At 68.7% G+C, this 22,366-nt stretch carries 26 protein-coding genes and 1 tRNA gene; 16 read left to right on the forward strand and 11 right to left on the reverse strand.

Translation table 11 applies throughout. From position 1 onward, the window contains the following. Window positions 1-78: 78 nt before the first annotated feature. The 3 genes from IAI54_RS23445 to IAI54_RS23455 all read left to right on the forward strand — a co-directional run bounded on the left by IAI54_RS23445 (window position 79) and on the right by IAI54_RS23455 (window position 2,772). Window positions 79-984 carry a DMT family transporter gene (locus IAI54_RS23445; protein WP_187969468.1) on the forward strand — a complete coding sequence of 302 codons (906 nt, stop codon included), beginning with the start codon at window positions 79-81 and terminating at the stop codon, window positions 982-984. Between the two features lie 163 nt (window positions 985-1,147). Continuing rightward, window positions 1,148-1,321 (forward strand): hypothetical protein, encoded by a 174-nt coding sequence (locus tag IAI54_RS23450; RefSeq protein ID WP_187969469.1) that lies wholly within the window; start codon window positions 1,148-1,150, stop codon window positions 1,319-1,321. Further along, on the forward strand, window positions 1,318-2,772 hold the full coding sequence (locus IAI54_RS23455) for a GMC oxidoreductase (protein WP_187969470.1): 1,455 nt from the start codon (window positions 1,318-1,320) through the stop codon (window positions 2,770-2,772). The genes IAI54_RS23450 and IAI54_RS23455 overlap by 4 nt, the downstream gene beginning before the upstream one ends. A gap of 90 nt (window positions 2,773-2,862) precedes the next feature. On the opposite strand, the gene IAI54_RS23460 is transcribed toward IAI54_RS23455, so the two are convergent. Genes IAI54_RS23460 through argB form a run of 3 tightly spaced genes read right to left on the reverse strand, consistent with a single transcriptional unit; the run spans window position 2,863 to window position 4,252 of the window. Continuing rightward, complete coding sequence (locus tag IAI54_RS23460) at window positions 2,863-3,111, reverse strand: DUF2442 domain-containing protein (RefSeq protein WP_235679159.1); 249 nt, start codon at window positions 3,109-3,111, stop codon at window positions 2,863-2,865. A 24-nt stretch (window positions 3,112-3,135) separates the two neighbouring features. Beyond that, window positions 3,136-3,348, reverse strand: a complete 213-nt coding sequence (locus IAI54_RS29040) for a DUF4160 domain-containing protein (RefSeq protein WP_187969472.1) — start codon at window positions 3,346-3,348, stop codon at window positions 3,136-3,138. A gap of 7 nt (window positions 3,349-3,355) precedes the next feature. Further along, on the reverse strand, window positions 3,356-4,252 hold the full coding sequence (argB, locus tag IAI54_RS23470) for an acetylglutamate kinase (protein ID WP_187969473.1): 897 nt from the start codon (window positions 4,250-4,252) through the stop codon (window positions 3,356-3,358). Between the two features lie 163 nt (window positions 4,253-4,415). On the opposite strand from argB, the gene IAI54_RS23475 reads away from it, so the two are divergent. Both IAI54_RS23475 and IAI54_RS23480 read left to right on the forward strand, forming a co-directional pair. Beyond that, window positions 4,416-5,522: an Acg family FMN-binding oxidoreductase gene (locus tag IAI54_RS23475; RefSeq protein ID WP_187969474.1), complete on the forward strand. Its 1,107-nt coding sequence runs from the start codon at window positions 4,416-4,418 to the stop codon at window positions 5,520-5,522. Then, entirely contained in the window at window positions 5,515-5,964 is a 450-nt protein-coding gene (locus IAI54_RS23480; protein WP_187969475.1) for a MarR family winged helix-turn-helix transcriptional regulator, read from the forward strand. The genes IAI54_RS23475 and IAI54_RS23480 overlap by 8 nt, the downstream gene beginning before the upstream one ends. A 4-nt stretch (window positions 5,965-5,968) precedes the next feature. Here the strand turns inward: IAI54_RS23480 and IAI54_RS23485 are convergent, their stop codons facing one another. Both IAI54_RS23485 and IAI54_RS23490 read right to left on the reverse strand, forming a co-directional pair. After that, window positions 5,969-7,468, reverse strand: a complete 1,500-nt coding sequence (locus IAI54_RS23485; protein ID WP_187969476.1) for an amidase — start codon at window positions 7,466-7,468, stop codon at window positions 5,969-5,971. Window positions 7,469-7,532: 64 nt separating this feature from the next. After that, window positions 7,533-8,276, reverse strand: coding sequence for a ZIP family metal transporter (locus IAI54_RS23490; RefSeq protein WP_187969477.1), 744 nt, complete (start codon window positions 8,274-8,276; stop codon window positions 7,533-7,535). A gap of 93 nt (window positions 8,277-8,369) precedes the next feature. Here IAI54_RS23490 and IAI54_RS23495 point away from each other — a divergent pair, with 93 nt between their 5' ends. The 4 genes from IAI54_RS23495 (at window position 8,370) to msrB (ending at window position 10,978) form a co-directional block, all read left to right on the forward strand. Then, window positions 8,370-8,909: a sigma-70 family RNA polymerase sigma factor gene (locus IAI54_RS23495; protein ID WP_187969478.1), complete on the forward strand. Its 540-nt coding sequence runs from the start codon at window positions 8,370-8,372 to the stop codon at window positions 8,907-8,909. Then, window positions 8,906-9,628: an anti-sigma factor gene (locus IAI54_RS23500; protein ID WP_187969479.1), complete on the forward strand. Its 723-nt coding sequence runs from the start codon at window positions 8,906-8,908 to the stop codon at window positions 9,626-9,628. Before IAI54_RS23495 ends, IAI54_RS23500 begins: the two co-directional genes overlap by 4 nt. Before the next feature lie 135 nt (window positions 9,629-9,763). Beyond that, window positions 9,764-10,279, forward strand: a complete 516-nt coding sequence (locus IAI54_RS23505) for a fasciclin domain-containing protein (RefSeq protein ID WP_187969480.1) — start codon at window positions 9,764-9,766, stop codon at window positions 10,277-10,279. 183 nt (window positions 10,280-10,462) lie between these two features. Next, window positions 10,463-10,978 carry a peptide-methionine (R)-S-oxide reductase MsrB gene (gene msrB, locus IAI54_RS23510; protein WP_187969481.1) on the forward strand — a complete coding sequence of 172 codons (516 nt, stop codon included), beginning with the start codon at window positions 10,463-10,465 and terminating at the stop codon, window positions 10,976-10,978. 54 nt (window positions 10,979-11,032) lie between these two features. On the opposite strand, the gene IAI54_RS23515 is transcribed toward msrB, so the two are convergent. Beyond that, entirely contained in the window at window positions 11,033-11,347 is a 315-nt protein-coding gene (locus tag IAI54_RS23515; protein ID WP_187969482.1) for a PepSY domain-containing protein, read from the reverse strand. A gap of 127 nt (window positions 11,348-11,474) precedes the next feature. On the opposite strand from IAI54_RS23515, the gene IAI54_RS23520 reads away from it, so the two are divergent. From IAI54_RS23520 to IAI54_RS23530, 3 genes are read left to right on the forward strand one after another with little or no spacing between them, the layout of a single operon-like run. Continuing rightward, complete coding sequence (locus IAI54_RS23520; protein ID WP_187969483.1) at window positions 11,475-11,783, forward strand: PepSY domain-containing protein; 309 nt, start codon at window positions 11,475-11,477, stop codon at window positions 11,781-11,783. Then, a complete protein-coding gene (locus tag IAI54_RS23525; protein ID WP_187969484.1) occupies window positions 11,783-12,442 on the forward strand; it encodes a response regulator transcription factor in 660 nt (219 codons plus the stop codon). The genes IAI54_RS23520 and IAI54_RS23525 overlap by 1 nt, the downstream gene beginning before the upstream one ends. Window position 12,443: 1 nt before the next feature. Beyond that, window positions 12,444-13,811 (forward strand): sensor histidine kinase, encoded by a 1,368-nt coding sequence (locus tag IAI54_RS23530; protein WP_187969485.1) that lies wholly within the window; start codon window positions 12,444-12,446, stop codon window positions 13,809-13,811. Here the strand turns inward: IAI54_RS23530 and yihA are convergent. The 5 genes from yihA to rpmH form a co-directional block, all read right to left on the reverse strand. Next, window positions 13,798-14,460 (reverse strand): ribosome biogenesis GTP-binding protein YihA/YsxC, encoded by a 663-nt coding sequence (yihA, locus tag IAI54_RS23535; RefSeq protein WP_187969486.1) that lies wholly within the window; start codon window positions 14,458-14,460, stop codon window positions 13,798-13,800. The two genes, IAI54_RS23530 and yihA, sit on opposite strands and share 14 nt — an antisense overlap. Window positions 14,461-14,528: 68 nt before the next feature. Next, window positions 14,529-15,176, reverse strand: coding sequence for a CatB-related O-acetyltransferase (locus IAI54_RS23540; protein WP_187969487.1), 648 nt, complete (start codon window positions 15,174-15,176; stop codon window positions 14,529-14,531). Window positions 15,177-15,248: 72 nt separating this feature from the next. Then, a complete protein-coding gene (gene yidC, locus IAI54_RS23545; RefSeq protein ID WP_187969488.1) occupies window positions 15,249-17,081 on the reverse strand; it encodes a membrane protein insertase YidC in 1,833 nt (610 codons plus the stop codon). Next, on the reverse strand, window positions 17,065-17,433 hold the full coding sequence (rnpA, locus tag IAI54_RS23550) for a ribonuclease P protein component (protein WP_187969489.1): 369 nt from the start codon (window positions 17,431-17,433) through the stop codon (window positions 17,065-17,067). Before rnpA ends, yidC begins: the two co-directional genes overlap by 17 nt. A 20-nt stretch (window positions 17,434-17,453) precedes the next feature. Next, window positions 17,454-17,588, reverse strand: a complete 135-nt coding sequence (gene rpmH / locus IAI54_RS23555; RefSeq protein ID WP_008833937.1) for a 50S ribosomal protein L34 — start codon at window positions 17,586-17,588, stop codon at window positions 17,454-17,456. A 388-nt stretch (window positions 17,589-17,976) separates the two neighbouring features. Between rpmH and IAI54_RS23560 the strand changes: the two genes are divergently transcribed. From IAI54_RS23560 to IAI54_RS23575, 4 genes are all read left to right on the forward strand, one after another. Next, window positions 17,977-18,747 (forward strand): TVP38/TMEM64 family protein, encoded by a 771-nt coding sequence (locus tag IAI54_RS23560; protein WP_235679160.1) that lies wholly within the window; start codon window positions 17,977-17,979, stop codon window positions 18,745-18,747. A 19-nt stretch (window positions 18,748-18,766) separates the two neighbouring features. After that, window positions 18,767-20,194 carry a dihydrolipoyl dehydrogenase family protein gene (locus IAI54_RS23565; protein WP_187969490.1) on the forward strand — a complete coding sequence of 476 codons (1,428 nt, stop codon included), beginning with the start codon at window positions 18,767-18,769 and terminating at the stop codon, window positions 20,192-20,194. Further along, window positions 20,194-21,747, forward strand: a complete 1,554-nt coding sequence (locus tag IAI54_RS23570) for a sensor histidine kinase (protein WP_420838248.1) — start codon at window positions 20,194-20,196, stop codon at window positions 21,745-21,747. The genes IAI54_RS23565 and IAI54_RS23570 overlap by 1 nt, the downstream gene beginning before the upstream one ends. A 374-nt stretch (window positions 21,748-22,121) precedes the next feature. Continuing rightward, window positions 22,122-22,198 (forward strand) — tRNA-Arg (locus IAI54_RS23575). Window positions 22,199-22,366: the final 168 nt, after the last annotated feature.

Genomic DNA, 22,366 nt, shown 5'->3' on the forward strand with positions numbered 1-22,366 from the left:
CAGCCCGGGCTTGCGGCCGCGGTGTCCTTGTCCTACCCGAGGTGTCCCGCCTCCTTTCGCGAGACCACGCCGCCGGACATGGAACTCTGGATCCCGATCACGCTGGTCGCCGCCTTCCTGCAGAACCTTCGCTCGGCGGTGCAGAAGCATTTGAAGGGGGTCATGGGAACGACCGGCGCCACCTTCGTGCGCTTCGGTTTCGGCGTTCCGTTCGCGCTCGTCTTCGTGTTCGGCCTGCACGTGTTCGCCGGATACGAACTGCCGCGGCCGAACGGTCCCTTCTTCGCATGGATGGCGCTCGGCGGTCTGTCGCAGATCGCCGCGACCTTCCTGCTCGTGCACCTGTTCTCTTTCAGGAACTTCGCCGTCGGCACCGCCTACTCGCGCACCGAGCCGGCACAGGCCGCCCTGTTCGGCCTCGTCTTTCTCGGCGAGCGCATCACGGCGGGCACGCTCGCCGCCATCGCCGTCAGCGTCTTCGGGGTCATGCTGATCTCCGTCGCGCGCGTGCCACTGACCTGGCGAGCGCTCTTCCTGTCGACCGTGAGCCGCACCGCTCTGATCGGTCTCGCGTCCGGAACGCTGTTCGGCGTTTCGGCGGTCTCCTATCGTGCTGCCTCCATGGCGCTCGGCGGACCGAACTTCATGATGCAGGCGGCGGTCACGCTGGCCTTCGTCATCCTCTTCCAGACAGTGCTGATGGGGGTCTGGATGCTCTGGCGCGACCGCGCCGAGATCGCCCGCATCGGCCGCGCATGGAAGCCTTCGCTGGTCGTCGGCGTGGCGGGTGCCTGCGCATCCTTCGGATGGTTCATGGCCATGACGCTGGAACAGGCCGCGGTGGTGAAGGCGCTGGCGCAGGTCGAGATGATCTTCACCTTCGCCTCTTCGGTCTTCTTCTTCCGGGAAAAGATCAACGCCATGGAGACGCTCGGCTGCGCGCTGATCGTCGCCGGCATCCTGCTCCTTCTCATCCTGGGTTGAGCCGGTCGCGCAACCGCGGTTCGCTGGTAACCGATTGGTAACTGCGATTCGAGGGAGTGCCGACCGTTAGCCCACGATTCGGCCTCTCATGGCATGCTTCTGGCTTCTGCTGGGCAGGCGTGCCGATCCGAGAACACGCCGCAGAACCGGCTGGAGTTTCACGATGAGACAGCATCACCCCATTTCATTCGAGCGGCGCACGATCCTCGCCGCGCTGTTCGCCCTTCCGGCGTTCGCTCTTCTGCGCCGCGTCATCCGCCCGACCGCCTCCGTGGACATCGTCGAGATGGACGGCTGGATTCTGAAGCGCGGCGACGTCGAGGGAGACCGGGCATGATCTTCCAGGACGCCTCCGAATTCCGGGCATCGGGCTTTTCTCCCCGGGTCTGCATCATCGGCTCGGGGCCGGCGGGCATCTCCGTCGCACTCAAGCTCGCCGCGGCGCGGGTACCCTGCGTCATCCTCGAGGCAGGATCGGACGAATGGACGGAGGAATCGCAGGACGTCTACCGGGGCGAGGTCCTAGGCGATCACTACTTCGATCTCGACGTCACGCGCCTGCGCTACTTCGGCGGATCGTCCAATCACTGGGCCGGCTGGTGCCGGGTCCTCGACAGCCATGATTTCGAGCCCAAGGCCTATGTCGAGCACACCGGCTGGCCGATCCGCCGGACCGACATCGAGCCCTTCCTCGACGAGACCCGCGACGTGCTGGGCCTTGCGCCGTTCATCCCCGATCGTGCCGTCTCGGACGAGTTCCGCTGGTTCGAGATGCGGAAGTCGCAGCCCGTCCGGTTCCGCGAGAAGTTCGCCGAGCCGCTCGCACGAAGCCCGCTGATCGCGCTCGTGCTGAACACCCAGGTCGACGAACTGGCAGGCGACGGCGTCGCGGTGACGTCGGCGAAGATCCGCTCGCGCGGCGCCCCGGCCGGTGAACTCGCGGTGCCCTACGTCGTCGTGGCGACGGGCGGTCTGGAGAATTCGCGGCTGCTGCTGTGGTCGAACGAACGTTCCGGCGGCGGTGTCGTGCCCCATGCCGCCGCGCTCGGCCGCTACTGGATGGAACATCCGATGTTCGAAGTGGGTGCCGGCTTCGTCACCGACGTCGACGCGATGGCGTTCGACCACGAGGGCGACGCCTTCTTCATGCCCAGCGTCGAGGCCATGGCTGCGCGCGAGGTTCTCAACTTCCACGTCCAGGTGGAATCCATGCCCTATCGCGGCGTCAAGAAGTTCATCGCCGACACCGCCTGCCTTGCCCCCGAGACCACGGAATGGGTGGCCGGCGCATTGGGTCTGCGCCTGCAATGCTCTGCGCGCCTGCACATGGCCTGGGAGCAGCCGCCGCGCGCGCACAACCGCGTCGCGCTCTCGGCGACCGAGCGCGACGCAGCCGGCATCCCGCGCATCGAGCTGCACTGGAAGAAGGACGACCTCGACCGGCGCACCATGCTGGAAGGTATCCGGCTGTTCGGCGAATCCTTCGCGCGGAAGGATCTCGGACGCGTGCGGATCAGCGACTGGGCGCGCGACGGCGGCGACTGGCCGGAGGACATGGAGATCGCGGGCAACCACCACATGGGCGGCACGCGCATGGGCACCGACCCGTCGACCAGCGTCGTCGACGGCGACTGCAAGGTCCACGGCATGGCCAATCTCTACGTCGCCGGCTCGTCGGTCTTCGCCACCAGCGGCCAGTGCACGCCCACCACCACCATCACCGCGCTGGCGCTGCGGCTGGGCGACCACCTGGGGCGTGTCGCCGCCGCCGGCCCCGCCAAGGCCTGATGCCGCAGCGGACGTCTGCGAGAGAAGCCGGGTCCGCCTACGTCGAAGTCCGGTGAGCGCATATCAGGCGAGCCTCGGTGTTGACCGAACTCACGCCGCGGCTCGTCCCCGTCCCGCCCGCGTGAGATCGCCGTGACCCGCGAGGAGGCCGGCGATCGAGATGTCCTCGTCGAGGTGGTCCCAGTGAAGACCGCGCGTGCTGATCGAGACCCGCGCGCGTTCGTCAGGCGTCGCGTCAAGGAGCTTGGGGAACCAGGCCAGGGGCACGCCGAGGATCCGCCCGTCGGAAAGTTCCACCCCGAGGCTGTCCTCGTCGAACCGGACGTTACTCGGTCTCACCAAAGAACGCATGCCAGGCGCCCTCTATTTCTGCGCGACGGTTGCGAACGATATCATGAATTCTCGTAGAACCCGAGCACTGAAGCCATCATTGTATGCCAGGGAGACGTGGGACGAAAGCCAGAACTTCGCGTCTACCCCGTCCTTGACGACGTGGATATGCATGGGCTCCCGCGGATCGCCCTCGTTCGCATAGAAGTGAAAACGATATCCCCGGTGGCGAAAGACGACGGGCATGAAGGCGCTACGGCACGATCAGCGTGCCGGCCCCGTGTTCGGTGAACAGTTCCAGCAGCACCGAGTGCGGCGTCTTGCCGTTGAGGATGACCACGCCGTGCACGCCGCGCTCGATCGCCTCGATGCAGGTCTCGACCTTGGGGATCATGCCGCCGGAAATCGTGCCGTCCCGGATCAGCGCCTTCGCCTGCGAGACGGTCAGCTCGTCGATCAACTTCTTGTCCTTGTCGAGCACGCCCGGCACGTCGGTGAGGAAGAGCAGCCGCGAGGCGCCGAGCGCGCCGGCGATCGCGCCCGCGAAGGTGTCGGCGTTGATGTTGTAGGTGTGCCCGTCGCGGCCGGGCGCCACCGGCGCGATGACCGGGATCATCTCGGACCGCGCCAGAAGGTCGAGCAGCGTGCGGTCGACCTCCACCGGTTCGCCGACGAAGCCGAGATCGAGCACGCGCTCGATGTTGGAATCGGGATCGGTGACGGTCTTCTTCGCCTTCTCGGCGAAGACCATGTTGCCGTCCTTGCCGCACAGCCCGATCGCCCATTCGCCCTCGGCGTTGATCAGCGCCACGATCTCCTTGTTGATCGAGCCGGCCAGCACCATCTCGACGATCTCGACCGTCTTCTGGTCGGTGACGCGCAGCCCGCCCTCGAACCGCGATTCGATGCCCATCTTGGTCAGCATCGCGCCGATCTGCGGGCCGCCGCCATGCACGACGATCGGGTTGACGCCCGATTGCTTCAGCAGCGCGATGTCGCGGGCGAAGGCGCGGCCGAGTTCGGCGTCGCCCATGGCGTGGCCGCCATATTTCACCACCACCGTCCTGTTCTCGTAGCGCTGCATGTAAGGCAGCGCGGCCGAGAGCAGCCGTGCCTGTTCTGCCGCGGTGGCGGCGTTCTCGCTGGTCATCGAAATCTCGTCCCGCGCCTGGATTGCGTTCGGCGGCGGTCTTAGCGGGAAAGCGCCGCAGGGGCAATCGCGCGGGGTGAGCGCAGCCGATCGCGCGGCCTTGCAATAAGTTCGAAATCGCACTATAAAGTACGAAGTCGAACCAAAATGGAGTATCCAGCGCATGTCGATTTCCCGCCGCAGCGCCATCGCCCTCATCGGCGGAGGCGTCGTCCTCGCAGCCGCCGGCGCCACCATCGGTTTCGCCGCCACCCGCACGCCCGGCCGAGCCCTCGCGCCCTGGTCGCTCGCCGGCCGCGACGCCGATCCCCGCCGCCGCGCCCTGTCCTTCGCCATCCTGGCGCCCAACCCGCACAACCGGCAGCCCTGGCTGGCCGATCTGCGCCAGCCGGACCGGATCGTCATCCACCGCGACCGCGCGCGGAACCTTCCGCAGACCGACCCCTTCGACAGGCAGCTGACCATCGGCATGGGCTGTTTCGTCGAACTCCTGGCGCTTGCGGCGGGGCAGGACGGTCATGACGTCCGTTTCGACTTCTTCCCCGAAGGCGAGGACGGTCCCGTTGCGGTCGCCAGCTTCGCCGATGGCGGCGTGCCGGACCCGCTCTTTGCCCATGTCCTCGAACGTCGCTCCTGCAAGGAGCCTTTCGAGGATCGCGCTGTGCCCGCAAGCCTCGTGAAGGAGCTCGCCGCGCACGCGACCGTGATCGACGCGCCCGACGCCGTCGCCCGGCTGAAGGATCTCACGTGGCAGGCCTGGGAGATCGAGGCCCTGACGCCGCGCACCTTCCGGGAAAGCGTCGACCTGATGCGTTTCGGCAAGGCCGAGATCGAGGCCAGCCCGGACGGGATCGACCTCGGCGGCGCCTTCCTGGAGGGCCTCATGATGGCCCGGCTGCTCACCCGGGAGAGCCAGCTCGATCCCGCCTCGACGGCCTTCGCCGAAGGGGTCCGGATGTACCGCGCCATGCTGGCCGCGACGCCGGCCTACGCCGTTCTGACATCCGGCGGCAACGACCGGATCGATCAGATCGAGGCAGGCCGCCGCTGGCTGCGGCTCAATCTCGCCGCGACGGGCATGGGTCTCTCGCTCCATCCCGTCAGCCAGGCGCTGCAGGAGTTTCCGGAGATGGCGGAGACCCGCGCCCGCGTGCACGATCTGCTTGCCGCACCGGGCCATACCGTGCAGATGCTGGGTCGCCTCGGCTACGGTCCCACGACAAGGCCGTCGCCGCGCTGGCCGGTCGAAACGCGGATCATGAATGGATAGGGTTCCCCTCTACTTCGCCTTCTTCAACGAGATTGGCATCATCGCGCAGCTGAGCCGCGCCGCCTTCGAGGCGCGGCTTCCGGACGGCGTGACGCTGCCGCATTTCTCGGTGCTGAACCACCTCATCCGCGTGGCCGACGGCCGCACCCCGCTCGAACTCGCCCGCGCCTTCCAGGTACCGAAGACCTCGATGACCAACACGCTCGCGGGCCTCGAGGCCCGCGGCTTCGTCGAGACGCGGCCCAACCCGAAGGACAAGCGCTCCAAGCGGGTCTGGCTGACGGCCGAAGGGCGCCGCTTCCGCGACGAGGCGATCAGCCTTCTGGTGCCCACCATGGAAGCCTTCGCCGAGCGTTTCCCCGCCGGTGTCATCGACGACCTCGTGCCCCGCCTGACCGAGATCCGCACCTTCCTCGACGCCGCCCGCGACGAGGCGGACTGAGACGTCAGGCCGGCCGGCGCAGCGGCGCGCGGCGCGTCGTCCAGCCGGACAGCTTCTCCATCTGCGCGGCGAAGGACAGCAGCGTCTCCTCGTCGCCCGGCCGCCCGGCCGCCTGGATGCCGAGCGGCAATCCATCCTTGGTCACGTGGACGGGCATGGCGATGGCGGGTTGCCCGGTGACGTTCTGGATCGCCGGCCAGTGTGTGAACCAGAGGCTCTTGTCCATCAGCTGGGAGAAGATGGTGTCGATCGCGAGCAGGCGGGTCAGCCGTGCCTTGTCGAGCAGGGTCTCGATCATCTCGTCCGCGCCTTTGGCGTCCATGCCGCCGACGGGCACCGGCGGGTGCGCGATCACGGGCATCAGCACGGCGTCGAAACGCGCCGCATGGGCGATCAGCGCACGCGATGCGGCATGCAGCCGCTCGATACCCGCGTGGAGTTCGCCCGCCGACATCACCTCGCCGAAACGGGCGAGCACACGCGTCGCGCGCTCCACGTCGCCGAGGATCGGGCGGCCGTTGCGGACGGTCTCCAGCCGCATCAGGCCGGCGATGGAGGCTGCGACCGTCCGGGCGAAATCGCCCATGAAGGCGCGGTCGATCATCGGCAGGTCGATCTCGGCCACCGTATGGCCGCCGTCCTTCGCCAGCGCCACCGCGATGTCCAGCGCCTGCATGGTCTCGGCCGAGATGCCGAGACCCAGCGGCGAGCCACGATACACGCCGATTGCCAGCCGGCCGGGGTCGCGCGCGGCAGCCGCGGCGAAAGTATCCTTCGGCGCCCGCGCGGCATAGGGCGCGGTGCCGTCGGGGCCGTGCGTCAGATCGAGGAGCATCGCGCTGTCGCGCACCGAACGGGTGACGGCGTGTTCCACCACGAAGCCGAACCAGGTCTCCGAAAACAGCGGCCCGACCGGCGTGCGCCCGCGCGCGGTCTTGAGACCGACGAGCCCGCAACAGGCGGCCGGCACCCGGATCGACCCGCCGCCGTCCGACGCATGCGCCATAGGCACCACGCCGGCCGCCACCAGCGCGGCTGCGCCGCCCGACGATCCGCCGGTGACGTGGCCGGTGTTCCACGGATTGCGGGTGATGCCGAAGCGGGCCGATTCCGTCACCAGCCGCAGCCCGTATTCCGGCGTCGTCGACGTCGCGATCGGGATCAGGCCGGCGGCGATCTGCCGGTCGACCAGCGTCGAGTTGGACTCCGGGACGAAGACCGGCGCGCGGCTGCCCGCGTGCATCGGCACGCCGGCGATCCCCATCGCCAGGTCCTTCACCGCGAAAGGCACGCCGGCGAAGGGCAGCGACCGGTCGACGGTCCTGGCCGCCTGGCGAGCGCGGTCGAACAACGGCTCGGCGATGGCATTGATGTCGTGGCTCGTCGCCTGCGCTCGGCCGATCGCGGCGTCGACGAGTTCGGCCGGCGCGATCTCGCCCGACCGTACCAGCGCGGCGAGACCGGTCGCGTCGTTCTCCCACAGCACCGTCTCGAACGCGTCCATCCGCCCTCCTTGTCCCGCCACGAAGGCTAGACCCGCCGGGGGGCGGTGGCAATGCGGCGGCCGGTCACCCGAACAGATGCGACAGCACGAAGGCGACCAGGAAGCCCGCAGCGGTGATCAGCCCCGCGGCGTCATGCGCCTCGTCGAAGGCTTCGGGGATCATCGTGTCGGCGATCATCGCCAGCATCGCGCCGGCGGCGACGCCCTGCGTCACCGCGATGTATTCGGGCGCCGCGTCGCGGAAGAGGCCGAAACCCGCCAGCGAGCCCAGCCCGCACAGAACTGCGATACCGCTCCACAGCCCGAACACGTACCGCTTCGACAGCCCGCTCGCCTTCATGCCCGCGGCGCTCGACATGCCTTCCGGCACGTTGGACAGGAAGATCGCAGCGATGATCGGCAGCGAGACGCCCTCGCCGTCGAGCAGGCTGAGCCCGATGACGATCGATTCGGGGATGCCGTCGAAGACCGAGCCCAGCGCGATCGCCAGCGCCGCCTGCGCTGCCGCGCTCTTCTGGTCGCTCGACCGCTTCCGGCCGTGCGCGCCCGCGCGGGCCAGCACCAGCGCCCCGAGCGTGAATCCGATCGCTCCGGCCGCGAAGCCCGCCGCCGCGGCCGCCATGCCGCCGGTCGCCAGTGCTTCGTCCATCAGGTCGAAGGCGATGGCCGAGACCAGCACGCCCGATCCGAACGCCATGACGGCCGCCGTGACCCTCGCCGACGGCCGCGCGAGCCAGCCGAGCGCCGCTCCGACCAGCAGCGAACTGCCGCCGAACAGGCCCCATCCCAGGGCGATCACGAAATCCATATGCGTCTTTCCTGCGTAACCTGCATTATGACGATTGTGCCGAACGCTGCCGCACTGAATGCACTGGCCTCCCGTAGGGCGAGGATGAGGGACATGACGCCGCACGATATCACCAAGCTCATCGTCCGCACCTCGATGAAGGACCGCGACGCCTTCGATCTTCTCTACCGCCAGACCAGCGCGAAACTTTTCGGAGTCTGCCTTCGTATCCTCCGCGATCGGCCCGAGGCGGAAGAGGCGCTGCAGGAAGTGTACGTCAAGATCTGGACCAAGGCCGATCGCTTCGCGGTGTCCGATCTCAGCCCGATTTCCTGGCTGGTCGCGATCGCGCGCAACCATGCCATCGACCGCATCAGGGCCCGCAAGGCTGCGGCTGCCGATCTCGACGAGGCGGCCGACGTCGCCGATCCGCGCCCGGGACCGGAGGCGCTGGCCCTTGCGGGGAGCGAACGGGTGCGTATCTTCCAGTGCATGGAGACGCTGGAGAAGGACCGCGCCGATGCCGTGCGCGGTGCCTATCTGACGGGCGAGTCCTATGCCGAACTCGCGGAACGCTTCGGCGTGCCGCTCAACACGATGCGAACCTGGCTGCGACGCAGCCTGCTGAAACTGAGGGATTGCCTCGAAGCATGACGCGCAGCGGGGATTTCGAAGCGGACGGCGGTGGCGACGACATTCTCGCCGCCGAATACGTCGTGGGCGCCCTCTCCGCCGAGGAGCGTCGATCGATCGCGTCCCGCATCGAGCGCGATCCCGCCTTCGCGCGCATCGTGGAACGCTGGGAACAAGACCTGTCGCCCATGCAGGACGGTTTTGCGCCCGTCGAGGCGCCGGCTTCCGTGAAGCGCGCGCTCGACGAGCGGCTGTTTTCGGCGACCTCCGCCGCCGCCGGGACTCCCGCGGGCGGCTTCTGGAACAGCCTCGCGGTCTGGCGCAGCCTCGCTGCCGCAGCCGTCCTCGCCGTCGCGGTCCTCGCGGCGCGCCCCTATGTCATCGAAACGCCGGAACCGCAGGCGGCCCGGCTGGTCGCCTCGCTCGCGCCGCGCGAGAGCGACGTGCACTATTTCGTCGTCTACGATGCCCGCACGGCAGACATCGGCCTTTCGCACGTCACCGGCGAACGCCAGGGCGGCCGCGACTTCGAGCTCTGGGTGATCGAGAACGGCCAGTCTCCGGCCTCCCTGGGCATCATCCCGGACGGGTCGACGGTTCATCTGGCGGTCGACCGGGCGCTGCGCGAGAAGATCGAGCAGGGCGCCGTCTTCGCCATCAGCCTGGAGCCTCGGGGTGGTTCCCCGACGGGCCAGCCGACCGGCCCCGTCGTCGCCGCAGGCGATCTGCGCGACATCTGAAGACGACGCGCGCCCTGCACCCGATCCTGACGTTTTCGTGATCGCAGCGAGGTGAAACTTCCCGTCCGCCGGTCTCGTGTCTCCCGCAGCTTCGCCAGCGACGGCGGAGTGGTTCAATCAGGGAGACTGAAGCTCATGCGTATGTTCACCGCAACTCTTCTCGCCGGCACCCTCGCGTTCTCCGCGTCGGCCTTCGCTCAGGACAAGACCGTCGTCGAGATCGCCGTCGGTTCGGAGGCTCACACCACCCTCGTCGCCGCGGTCCAGGCGGCCGGCCTTGCCGAGACGCTTTCGGGTCCCGGCCCCTTCACCGTCTTCGCTCCGGTCAACGACGCCTTCGCCGCCCTGCCGGCCGGCACCGTCGATACGCTCCTGAAGCCCGAGAACAAGGATCAGCTCACCAAGATCCTCACCTGCCACGTGGTCGGTGCCGAGGTCATGTCCTCCGCGGTCGCCAAGCTCATCAGCGACGGCGGCGGCACGGCGAACGTCGAGACGCTGGGCGGCTGCACGCTCCAGGCTAAGCTGGACGGCGACAAGGTCACCCTGACCGATCCGGCCGGCGGCGTCGCCACGGTCACGGCGGTGGACCTCGACGCGTCGAACGGCGTCATCCACGTCATCGACAAGGTCCTGCTGCCGGCCTCCTGATCGGCGCGCATCCGGACCGCATTGCGGTTCATCGACCGGGGCACATGCCCGCATCCCGCGCCCTCACCGGCGCGGGATGTTTCTTTCAGGCGGGAGAGCATCCGTATCGACGACGGTTTCAAGCCGAGTTGATTTTGCCGTGACCGCGGCAAAGCCTACATCCCGCAGCAGAGGAGAAACGCCATGAAACGTCGCACCTTTCTCGCCACCTCCGTCGCTGCAGCGGCGGCGACGGTCACAGGAGTATCGCAGATGCGTATCTTCGGTTTCGGAACGGACGCCAGAGCCAGCAGCGAGGGCAACTTCGAAGTGACCCGCACCGAGGCCGAGTGGCGCGCCATGCTGTCCCCGCAGCAATATGCCGTGCTGCGCGAGGAAGCCACCGAGCGCGCCTTCACCAGCCCCCTCAACGACGAGAAGCGCAAGGGCGTGTTTCATTGCGCCGGCTGCGATCTGCCCGCCTACTCGTCGGAAACCAAGTTCGATTCCGGAACCGGATGGCCGAGCTTCTGGGAATCGCTTCCCGACGCGGTCGGTACCAAGAGCGACCGGTCCTTCTTCATGGTGCGCACCGAGGTCCATTGCCGGCGCTGCGGCGGACATTTCGGGCACGTCTTCGACGACGGCCCGCCGCCCACCGGCAAGCGCCACTGCATCAACGGTGTGTCGCTCACCTTCCGGCCGGCGGCAGCTGCCTGAACGCAACGTCGCCGGAACCCGTCCGGCGACGTTCCCCGTGTCTGGATGGCGTGATCAGCCGTCGTCGCGATTGTCGTCGTCGTCGCGGCTGCGGGTCTGCACTACGGCACCCGTCGACGGGTGCATCTTCACCTTCACCCAGCTGCCGTCCTGCGCGGTACCCTTGATCTCGTAGCAGCCGTCGTCGCGCTCGATCTCGAAGGCGGTGTAGCCCGCGGCCTTGGCCTTTTCGTTGATCTCGGCGATGCTCATCCAGCCCGTGTTGCCGGCGCGGCAGCGATCGTCGTCCCGGTCGTCATCGGCAAGCGCCGGGCCTGCGGCGAGCGAGAGGAAGGCGATGGCGGCGAGCGACGTTCTTGTTCCTGACATGATGGTTCCCTTTCCGGTCCGGCGACCCCGTGCCGCCGTCTGCCTCTCCCTTCTCGCAGAGCCGGCATGACCGATGGCTGATCGCGGCTGTCAGCGTTCTGTCATCCGCAGTGCGGCAGGACGGGACATGCCGTTCCTGCGCGCCGCCGTCGTCCTTCTGCTGCTGGTCCTTCCGGGCCCGGCCTTCGCCGACGACGACCGCGACGACGCCGAACGGGCCTCGCGCGGCGCGCGCGCAGGCGAGTTCCTGCCCTTCGCGCGCCTGGCCCGGACGGCACTGGACCGCTATCCGGGCAAGATCGTCGAGGCCGAACTGGACGAGGACGACGGCCGCGTCCTCTACGAGATCCGCATTCTGCGGCCGGACGGCCGGGTCGTCGAGGTGGAACTGGACGCGCGAACGGGGCGCATCCTCGACGTGGACGAGGACGACTGATGCGCATCCTGCTGGTGGAGGACGACCGACGAATCCGCCAGGACGTGCAGTCGGCGCTCGCGGGCGCCGGTTACGTCGTCGAGGCGGTCGGCGATGGAGAGGACGCCTGGTTTCGCGGCTCGACGGAGGACTACGCCGCCGTCGTCCTCGATCTCGGCCTGCCCGGGCTCGACGGCATGAGCCTGCTGAAGCGCTGGCGGGCCGAGGGCCGGGGCTTTCCGGTGCTCATCCTCACCGCGCGCGGCACCTGGCGCGAGCGGGTCGAGGGTATCGACGCGGGCGCCGACGATTACCTGCCGAAGCCTTTCGCGATGGAGGAACTGCTGGCGCGTCTGCGGGCGGTCCTGCGCCGGCGCGGTGGTCATGCGGCCGCCGAGATCGCCATTGGCGACGTCGTGCTCGACCCCCGTCAGATGCGGGTCACGCGCGGCGGCACGGCTCTGTCCCTGTCGCCGCAGGAGTATCGGCTGGTCTCCTATCTGATGCACAATGCGGGGCGCGTGGTCTCCCAGCAGGAACTGGCCGAGCACCTCCAGGCCGAGCACTACGAGCGCGAGTCGAACGCCGTCGAAGTGCTGGTCGGCCGCGTCAGGCGCAAGCTCGGCGGCGGCTTCATCGAGACACGGCGCGGTTTCGGCTATCTCGTCGGCGGTGACTGACGTGAACCCGCGTTCGATCCGGCTCAGACTGCTGCTTCTCGCATTCGCCGGCGTGCTACTGGCGCTCGCGATCGCCGGCTTCGGCCTCGTCACCCTGTTCGGCCGGCACGTCGAGCGGCGCGCCGCGCAGGAACTGGATGGCACCGTCGCCGTGCTCGCCGGCAACGTCGCGTTTTCGGCGGACGGCACGCTCGCCCTGGCGCGCGAACCGTCGGACCCCGCCTATCGCACGCCGCTGTCCGGGCGCTACTGGCAGGTGTCGCAGCCGGGAGAGCCGCCCGCCGCGCGTTCCGTCTCGCTCTGGGACGCTGCCCTGGACGTCGCGCCGCAGGCCGTCGAGCCGGGCCGATCGACGCTCGCGCGCGCGGTCGCGCCGGATGGCGAACCGCTGCTGCTGCGGGAGACCACCGTCATCGTCGGCGATGGCGGTCGCGACCGTCAGGTCCGCATCGCCGTGGCCATCGCGACCGCGGAACTCGACGCGCTGAAGCGCGGCTTCGCGCTCGACCTCCTGCCGGCGCTCGCGGCCTTCGGCCTCGTCATCCTCGCCGGCGCCTGGCTTCAGGTGCAGGCGGGCCTCGCGCCTCTCGCCGGCGTGCGGGGTGGGCTGCGGCGCATCCGTTCGGGAGAGGCGCCGCTCCTGCCGGAGGCGGTCCCGGCTGAAATCGCGCCGCTGGTAGCGGAGATCAACGGGCTCCTGGTCGAGCGTGCGCAGGAGACCGAGAGGGCGCGCAACCGCGCCGCCGACCTGGCGCATGGCCTGAAGACGCCGCTCACGGCCCTTGCCGGCGATGCGGAGCGGCTGCGCGCCGGCGGGCAGGCCGACCTGGCCGAGAGCGTCGCCTCGACCGCCGAAGCCATGCGCCGGGTCATCGAGCGCGAAATGGCCCGCGCCCGCATGCGGCCGGATGGCGCGGCGGGAGCGCCCGTCCGCCCGGTGGCCGAAGCGATCGTGCGCACCCTGCAGCGCACGCCGGCCGGCGAGGCGATCCGTTTCGAGATCGACCTCGCCCCCGGACTTTGTACGGCGGTCGACGACCACGATCTGCACGACCTGTTCGGCAATCTGATGGAGAATGCCGCGCGCGCGGCGCTGAGCGTGGTCCGGGTGGCTGCCTCCGTCGCGGGTGGCGTCGTTCTGGTCGAGGTTTCGGATGACGGGGAGGGCGCCGATCCGGCGACCATGCAGCGCATGATCGCGCGCGGTGCGCGCCTCGACGAGCGTGGCGGCGCCGGCCTCGGCCTCGCCATCGTGTCCGAGATACTGTCCGCCTACGGATCGACCCTCGACTTCTCGCAGATGCCGACGGGCGGGCTCTGCGTCCGCTTTCGGCTTCCGCTCGCCGGTGGCGCCGTCAGCGGCCCGTGACGGCGCGGATGATGGCGCCGCGAAGGTCGTCCAGACCCGCGCTCTTCTCCGAGGAGGTGGCGATCACTTCCGGATAGGCGGCAGGCCGCCTGCGGATCTTCTCCAGCGTCTCGCCGATCAGCCTCGCCACGGCCGGCGGCTTGATCTTGTCGGCCTTGGTCAGCACCACCTGGTAGGAGACGGCCGCCTTGTCGAGCAGTCCCATCACTTCGCCGTCGATCGCCTTGATGCCGTGCCGTGCATCGATCAGCAGATAGACGCGCTTCAGCGTCACCCGGCCGCGCAGATAGTCGAAGACGAGGGTGGTCCAGGCGTCCACGAGGTCCTTCGGGGCCTGGGCGTAGCCGTAGCCGGGCATGTCCACCAGCGCCATCGGCGGCAGATCGCCATCCGTGCCCGAATGGCCGTCGGGAACGAAATAGTTGAGCTCCTGCGTCCGGCCCGGCGTGTTGGAGGTGCGCGCCAGCCCCTTCTGGCCCACCAGGGCGTTGATCAGAGACGACTTGCCGACGTTGGAACGGCCGGCGAAGGCGATTTCCGGCGGACCCTCCGGCGGCAGGAATTGCATCGACGGCACGCCGCGGATGAACACCCAGGGCTTGGCGAAGAGTGCGGTCTCGAGCGGCGTCGGCGCGCTTGGAGAGGTCATGCGGGTCCCTTTCCGGGGCTTGTGACGCAGGCGTAGTCCGTCGCCGCCGCCGTTGCAACGGCCGGCGGTCAGGAGCCCTGCGCAGCGCGTTCCAGCCTGTCGATGTCCGCCGCGCGGATCGCGTCGAGATGCCGGGTGACGCGCTCCGCAGGCCAGTTCCACCAGGCGACGGCGAGGAGCCGCCCGATCGTGTCGTCGTCGAAGCGCATCCTGACCACCCGCGCCGGATTGCCGGCCACGACGGCGTATGGCGGCACGTCGGCGCTGACGACGGCCTTCGCCGCCACGATCGCGCCGTCGCCGATCGTCACGCCGGGCAGGATCGTCGCCTCCATCCCGATCCAGACGTCGTTGCCGACGCGCGTGTCGCCGCGCATCTCGTCGGCCCAGGTCTGCGGATCGAACCCCGCCTCCCAGCCCCGGCCGAAGATGTTGAACGGGTAGGTCGAGAACCCGCCGGTCGCGTGGTTGGCCCCGTTCATGATGAAGGTGACGCCTTCCGCGATGGCGCAGAAGCGGCCGATCACCAGCCGGTCTCCGACGAAGTCGTAATGGTGGAGCACGCATTTCTCGGCGAAATGCTCCGGGCCGGCCGGATCGTCGTAATAGGTGTAGTCGCCGATCTCGATGTTGGGGCGATCGACGAGCGGCTTCAGGAAGCCGACGCGTGGAAAGCCGTGCATCGGATGCGGGTCGAGAGGATCGGGTCCGTGCATGCCGCCCTCCTTGACGGGTCTGGAAACGCGAAGGGCCCGCACGAGGCGGGCCCGGAAGGTAGCGGCCGGGGCCTACTCGGCCGGCTGTTTCGGTTTCTTCTTGAACAGCCCCGCCAGATTGTCCCAGAGCTCGATCTTGGCGCCCTGGCGCTTCATGATGATGCCCTGCTGCAGGATCGACAGCGAGTTGTTCCAGGCCCAGTAGATCACGAGGCCCGCCGGGAAGGTCGCCAGCATAAAGGTGAACACCACCGGCATCCAGTTGAAGATCATCGCCTGCGTCGGGTCCGGGGGGGTCGGGTTCATGCGCATCTGCAGGAACATGGTCACGCCCATGATCAGCGGCCAGACGCCGATCATCAGGAAGGACGGCACGTCGTAGGGCAGCAGCCCGAACAGGTTGAAGATCGAGGTCGGATCCGGTGCCGCCAGATCCTGGATCCAGCCGAAGAACGGCGCGTGCCGCATCTCGATCGTCACGTACAGCACCTTGTAGAGCGCGAAGAAGACCGGGATCTGGATCAGGATCGGCCAGCAGCCGGCGATCGGGTTGATCTTCTCCGTCTTGTAGAGCTCCATCATGGCCTGCTGCTGCTTCATCTTGTCGTCCGCGTACTTCTCGCGGATCTCGAGCAGCTTCGGCTGAACCTTCTTCATGTTCGCCATCGACTTGTAGGACTTGTTGGCGAGAGGAAAGAAGATCGCCTTGACCACGACCGTCGTGGCGAGGATCGCCAGGCCGAAATTGCCGAGCACCCGGAACAGCGAATCGATCAGCCAGAACATCGGCTTGGTGATGAAGTAGAACCATCCCCAGTCGATCAGGAGGTCGAAGCGGCGGATCTGCTCGCGCTCCTCGTAGCCGTTGATCAGCGCCACTTCCTTGGCGCCGGCGAACAGCTTGGTCTCGACGGTCTGCGTGGCGCCCGGCGCCAGGGTGATCGCGTCGGTCAGGTAGTCGGCCTGATAGCGTGCGCGCTGGTCGGTCAGATAGGTGTAGCGCGGCTGGAACGCCTGGCCGGCCTGCGGCACCAGCGCCACGGCCCAGTACTTGTCGGTGATGCCGAGCCAGCCGTCGCTCGATTTCGAGGGGGTGATCGTCAGATCCTCCTCGATGGTGGAGTACTTGATCTCCTGCAGCCCCTCGGTTCCGGTGACGCCGATCAACCCCTCGTGCAGCACGTAGATGCTGGCATGGCTGGGCTTGGAGAAGCGGGTGACCCGACCGTAATTGGCCAGCGTCACCGCCTCTCCGCCCTGATTGGCGATGGCATCGGTGAAGGTGAACATGTAGTCGCGATCCACCGCCACCGTCCGCTTGAAGACGAGGCCGGCCGGGCTTTCATAGGTCAGCGTCACCGGGCTGTCGGGGGTGAGCACCGGCTGGCCCTCGACGCTCCACACTGCGTCGGGTCCGGGAAAGTCCTGCGGCGTCGCGCCGCCCGTATAGCCGATCTCGGCGAAATAGCCGGTGGGCAGGGCGGCGGGGTTCAGGAGGTCGATGATCGGCGAGTCCTTCTCGACCGTCACCCGGTAGTCCTTGAGCAGCAGGTCGTCGATCCGCGCGCCGGTGAGGTTGATCGAGCCCGTCAGGCTCGGCGTGTCGATGCGCACGCGGCCGCCGGCCGCCAGGATGCCGTCTCGGTCGGCCGCGCCCGCGGCCGCGCCGCCGCCCGGGACATTGGCCCCCGGCACGCCCGGAGCGGCGCCGGCCGGCGCGCCGGGGATCGCTGCCCCTTCTCCGCCCGGCGTCTTCGCCGCCTCTTCCTGGGCCAGGCGCTCCTGCTCGATGCGGGCAACCTCCCGGTCCCGTTCGATGCGCGGGTTCATGTAGAACACCTGCCACACCGTCAGGATCAGGATCGACAGGGCGATCGTGATGAAGAAGTTACGGTTGTTTTCCATCAGGGGCGGTTCCGCGAATTCGTCGGGAAAGCTCGGCCTTCAAGGCCTCGAAAGGGGCGGCGAGGATCTCGCGACGCCCGACGATCACATAATCCTTGCCGGACGCCATGTCACCAGCGGCATGCACGCGCACCGCCTCCTTGAGGCGGCGGCGGACCCGGTTCCGGACGACGGAATTTCCCGTCTTCTTGGTCACGGTGAACCCGACGCGGGGCGCATCGGCATCCCCACGGTCCCGGACTTCCAGCAGAAACAGCCGTCCGCGTCGCTTCTCGCCGCGCTGGGTTGCGACGAAATCCGCGCGTTTCTTCAGCCGCACGGGCGGGCGTCCGCTCTCGGCGACGCTCGACATCGCGGTGCGGCCGGTTTCGGCTATGCCGACAGCCGCTTGCGGCCGCGGTTGCGGCGGGCTGCGACGACGCCGCGGCCGCCCTTGGTCGCCATGCGGGCACGGAAGCCGTGCCGGCGCTTGCGGACGAGCTTGGAGGGTTGGTAGGTGCGCTTCATTTCTTTTGATACCGCGGAGTGCGGCCCTTCTTGATTCTGAACTCTGTCGAGCAGGAGCTGGCGCAAGGGTCACGGACACGGCAAATGCCGCGCCGGGCCGTGGACCCGAACGTGCGCGGCTTATAGGCAGGTCGGCGCCCGGAGTCAAATCCGGCCGGCTGGCCGTTCCGGCGCCCGACGGCTGTCACGAAGGGGTGAGCGTGGCGGCAGGGCGCGTCAATTGCCGGTGAGGTCGCACGACCGGTGCTTGTGGCAGCGCCCGCGATGGCTCATGTCCTTGGAGGAACCTGCCGCCGGGTGCGAGACGGACCCGGAGCCACGGTCAGGAGGTTTGCGGGCGCAGACCGTTCGACAACGGCCCGCGGACCGCTACGGTGGAGCAGGGGCGATGAACCGGAGTGTGACGATGGCCGACAGGGCCATTCCAGAAAAGGAAAAGGGTGCAGGCAGGACCCTCCTGCGCTTCCTGCCGCTCGGCGTCATCCTGCTCGGGCTCTGCTTCGGCTATGCCATGGGCTGGCACCGCTTCCTGTCGCTGTCCTATCTGGCCGAGAGCCGCGCCGATCTCGGCGGCTTCATCGAGTCCAACTACGCGCTCGCGCTCGCCGGCCTGTTCGTCGTCTACGTGCTGGCGACGGCCTTCTCCTTCCCGGCGGCCTCGGTGCTGACCATCGTCGCGGGCCTGTTCTTCGGCTGGGCGGTCGCCGGCGTCGTCGTGGCCCTGGCGGCGACCCTCGGCGCCACGGCGCTGTTCCTGGCCGCGCGCAGCGCCTTCGGCGACGTCCTGCACCGCAAGCTCGGCGAACGGGTCGCGCGCCTCGCGGAGGGGTTCGAGAAGGATGCGTTCGGCTACCTCCTCGTCCTGCGGCTGGCGCCGGTCTTCCCCTTCTGGGTCATCAACATCGCGCCCGCGCTGTTCAGCGTGCCGGTCCGCACCTACGTCGCCGCCACCTTCATCGGCATCCTGCCCGGGACTTTCGCCTACGCCTATCTCGGAACCGGTCTCGACAGCGTGCTGGACGCCGCCCGCGAATCCGGCCGCGCCATCTCGCTCGGCGATCTGGTGACGCCGCAGATCACGATCGCTTTCGCCGCGCTCGCCCTCGTTGCGGCGATCCCGACGGCAATCAGGGCATATCGCAACCGGGCGGCCGATTGAGCGACCGCGGAAGGCCATCATGACGACGATCCTCGAACCAGACATCTGCGTCATCGGCGGCGGTTCCGGCGGTCTGTCCGTGGCGGCCGCGGCAGCCGCCTTCGGCGTGCCCGTCGTGCTGATCGAGAAGGGCCGGATGGGCGGCGACTGCCTGAACTATGGCTGCGTTCCCTCCAAGGCGATGATCGCCGCGGCCAAGCACGCCCATCACATGCGCCATTCCGCCGCCTTCGGCATCGCGCCCGTCGAGCCGGCGGTCGATTTCTCCGCCGTCCACGACCACATCCACGCCGTGATCGCCGCCATCGCGCCGCATGACAGCGTCGAACGCTTCACCGGCCTCGGCGTCCGCGTCATCCAGGACGCCGCGCGCTTCAGGGACGCCGACACCGTGGTGGCCGGCGACTACGAAATCCGCGCGCGCCGCTTCGTCGTGGCCACCGGCTCCTCGCCGCTGGTGCCGCCGATCCCCGGCCTCGACCAGGTCGAACACTTCACCAACGAGACCATCTTCGACCGCGTCGAACGGCCTGGCCATCTCGTCGTCATCGGCGGCGGCCCGATCGGCATGGAACTCGCCCAGGCGCACCGAAGGCTCGGGGCCGAGGTCACGGTGGTGGAAGGCGCGTCGGCGCTCGGCAAGGACGATCCCGAGCTCACCGCCGTCGTCCTGGAGAGGCTGCGCGCCGAAGGCGTGGTCATCCGCGAGAAGACGAAGGTCGTCGGCGTCGAGAGGCCGGAAACCGGCGGCGTGCGCCTGCGCGTGGAGGGCGAAGATGGTCCCGACACGGTCGAAGGCACCCATCTGCTGGTCGCCGCCGGCCGCGCGGCCAACGTCGCCGGCCTGGGGCTCGACGAGGCCGGTATCGCCTACGACCGGCGCGGCATCAAGGTGACGCCGGCGATGCGCACCACCAACCGCCGCGTCTATGCCATCGGCGACGTCGCGGGCGGGCTGCAGTTCACCCATGTCGCCGGCTACCACGCGGGCCTCGCCATCCGCGCCATCCTGTTCCGGCTGCGCGCCGCCGAGAACCGCGACGTCATTCCCTGGGTCACCTTCACCGATCCGGAACTCGCCCATGTCGGCCTGACGGAGGCGGAGGCGAAGAAGCGCGGCGGGCGCTTCCACGTGCTGCGCTGGACCTATGCCGAGAACGACCGCGCCCAGGCGGAGCGCGCCACGACGGGTTTCATCAAGCTCGTGACCGACGCGCGCGGCCGCATCCTCGGCGCCTCGATCGTCGGAGCGAATGCCGGCGAGATGATCAACCTCTGGGCGCTGGCGGTGTCGAAGAAGCTCTCCGTCCGCGACGTCGCCGGTTACGTGCCTCCCTACCCGACCATGAGCGAAATTGGCAAACGCGCCGCGATGTCCTACTTTGGCAGTGCGGCGCGCAAGCCGCTGGTGCGGCGTCTGATCGGCTTCCTGCGGCTCTTCGGCTGATGCAGGTTCGTGATCGGCCGCTTCGGGGCGGCGACGCGGAGGCATCGGGAATGGCCGTCGGCAAGGGCGACGAGAGGGGCGGGGCGGCGGCGAAGGCCGATTTCGGCGCCGTTCCGTGGCCCCGCAGACTCTCCACCAAGCTGCTCGGCCTCACGATCCTCTTCGTCATGATCGCCGAAGTCCTGATCTTCATCCCGTCGATCGCCAATTTCCGCCTGCGCTGGCTGGAGGAGCGGCTGGCAACCGCTGCCGCGGCCAGCGTCGTGCTGGTCCAGGGCGAGGCCGGCGAACTGTCGCCGAGCCTGCGCGAGGACGTGCTGATGGCGCTGGGCGCCAAGGCCATCGCGGTGCGCACCGGAGGCATCTCCAGCCTCCTCGTCGTCTCCGACATGCCGCCGCAGGTCGACGAGCACATCCAGCCGATGAAGGTGGGGCCGCTGCCCGCCATGCTCGGCGCCCTCGACACGCTGGTGTCGGGCGGCGACCGGATGCTGCGGGTCTTCGGCCGCGTCGGCGAGAGCGAGATGGAGTTCGAGCTGATCATCCCCGACAAGGGACTGCGCAACGCCATGCTGGTCTATGCGCGCAACGTGGCGATCCTGTCGCTGCTGATCTCGCTCATCACCGCCGGCCTCGTCTTCTTCGCCATCCACACCATCATGATCAAGCCCATCCGCGCGCTGCGGAACTCGATGGTGGCCTTCGCCGCCGCGCCCGACGATCCGACGCGCGTGCTGCGCCCCGGCGGCCGGCGCGACGAGCTCGGCGTGGCCGAGCAGGGACTGTCGCTCATGCAGGCGCAGCTTCAGCGCACGCTCGGCGAACAGAAGCATCTCGCCGACCTCGGCCTCGCGGTCTCCAAGATCAACCACGACATGCGCAACATCCTCGCCTCCGCGCAGCTGATGTCGGACCGCCTGCAATCGGTCGACGACCCATCGGTGCAGATGATCGCGCCCAAGCTGCTCCGTGCCATCGACCGCGCCGTCAGCTATACCGAGGGCGTGCTGGCCTATGGCCGGGCGCAGGAGCCGCCGCCGGCGCGGCGCATCCTCCGGCTCTCGCGCCTCGTCGACGACGTCTTTTCGATGCTCGGCCTCGACGCGTCGGGCGCGGTCGAATGCGTCAACGCCGTCGATCCCGATCTCGAGGTCGACGCCGATTCCGAGCAGCTGTTCCGCATCCTCACCAACCTCGCCCGCAACGCCGTGCAGGCCATGTCGGCCGACATGGACGACGCCGTCGTCCGGCGCCTCACCGTTTCGGCCGACCGCCAGGGATCGGTCACGCGCATCTTCGTCGAGGACACCGGACCCGGTCTTCCGGCCAAGGCGCGCGAGAACCTCTTCGCGGCGTTCCGCGGCGCCGCGCGCAGCGGCGGCACCGGCCTCGGCCTCGCCATCGCCCACGAGCTCGTGCGGGCCCATGGCGGCACCATCGATCTCGTCGAGAGCATCGGCGGCCGCACGGTCTTCGCCATCGCCATCCCCGACCAGCCCGTCAGCCTGAAGGACGCCCGCCGCACCCTCCACCGCCCCGCCCGCGAAGCCTGATCCGGCAAGCCGCGCACCCATCGCCCGGTCGGCGAGCGCATGTCCCGGCCCGCCGCGCCCCTCGCGCGGGGAGCCCCGTCGAGGCCTCTGAAATGCGGGGGCAGTTTACGTGATCCAGGGGAAGCAGGATCGGAAACAGTCGGACGTCCAGGAATTGAGGCAGCTGTCCGCGCGTTTCCCCACGGTCCGGCGCCATCCGCTGTCCGTCCCCGCGCTGGCATCCCGCCGCGCGCCCGGTGCGGCGACATGCGGCCGCACCGTCCTCGAAAAACTTCCCCGAACCCGCTTGCTTTTCCCCGCCGGCTTCATTAGGTACCAACTCGCTCGGCGACCGGTTCCGTCCAGTCCCCGACCGGCGATCCATTCGCCGATGCGCGCCCGTAGCTCAGCTGGATAGAGCACCAGACTACGAATCTGGGGGTCAGAGGTTCGAATCCTTTCGGGCGCGCCATTCACGTACAAAACCCTGTTCGACGGCATGTTCACGCGACGGTGAGAGCGGAAGCGCTTGCCGCTTAGCGGTAGTCGTCGGCCTCGCCCTCGGGTGGAGCGGTTGAACGCCCGCCACGCCGCACCGCCGCTCTGCGCACTTCTCCCAGGCGCGGGGAGCCGACCCCCG

It is taken from the genome of Aquibium microcysteis (assembly GCF_014495845.1).
Taxonomy (GTDB): domain Bacteria; phylum Pseudomonadota; class Alphaproteobacteria; order Rhizobiales; family Rhizobiaceae; genus Aquibium; species Aquibium microcysteis.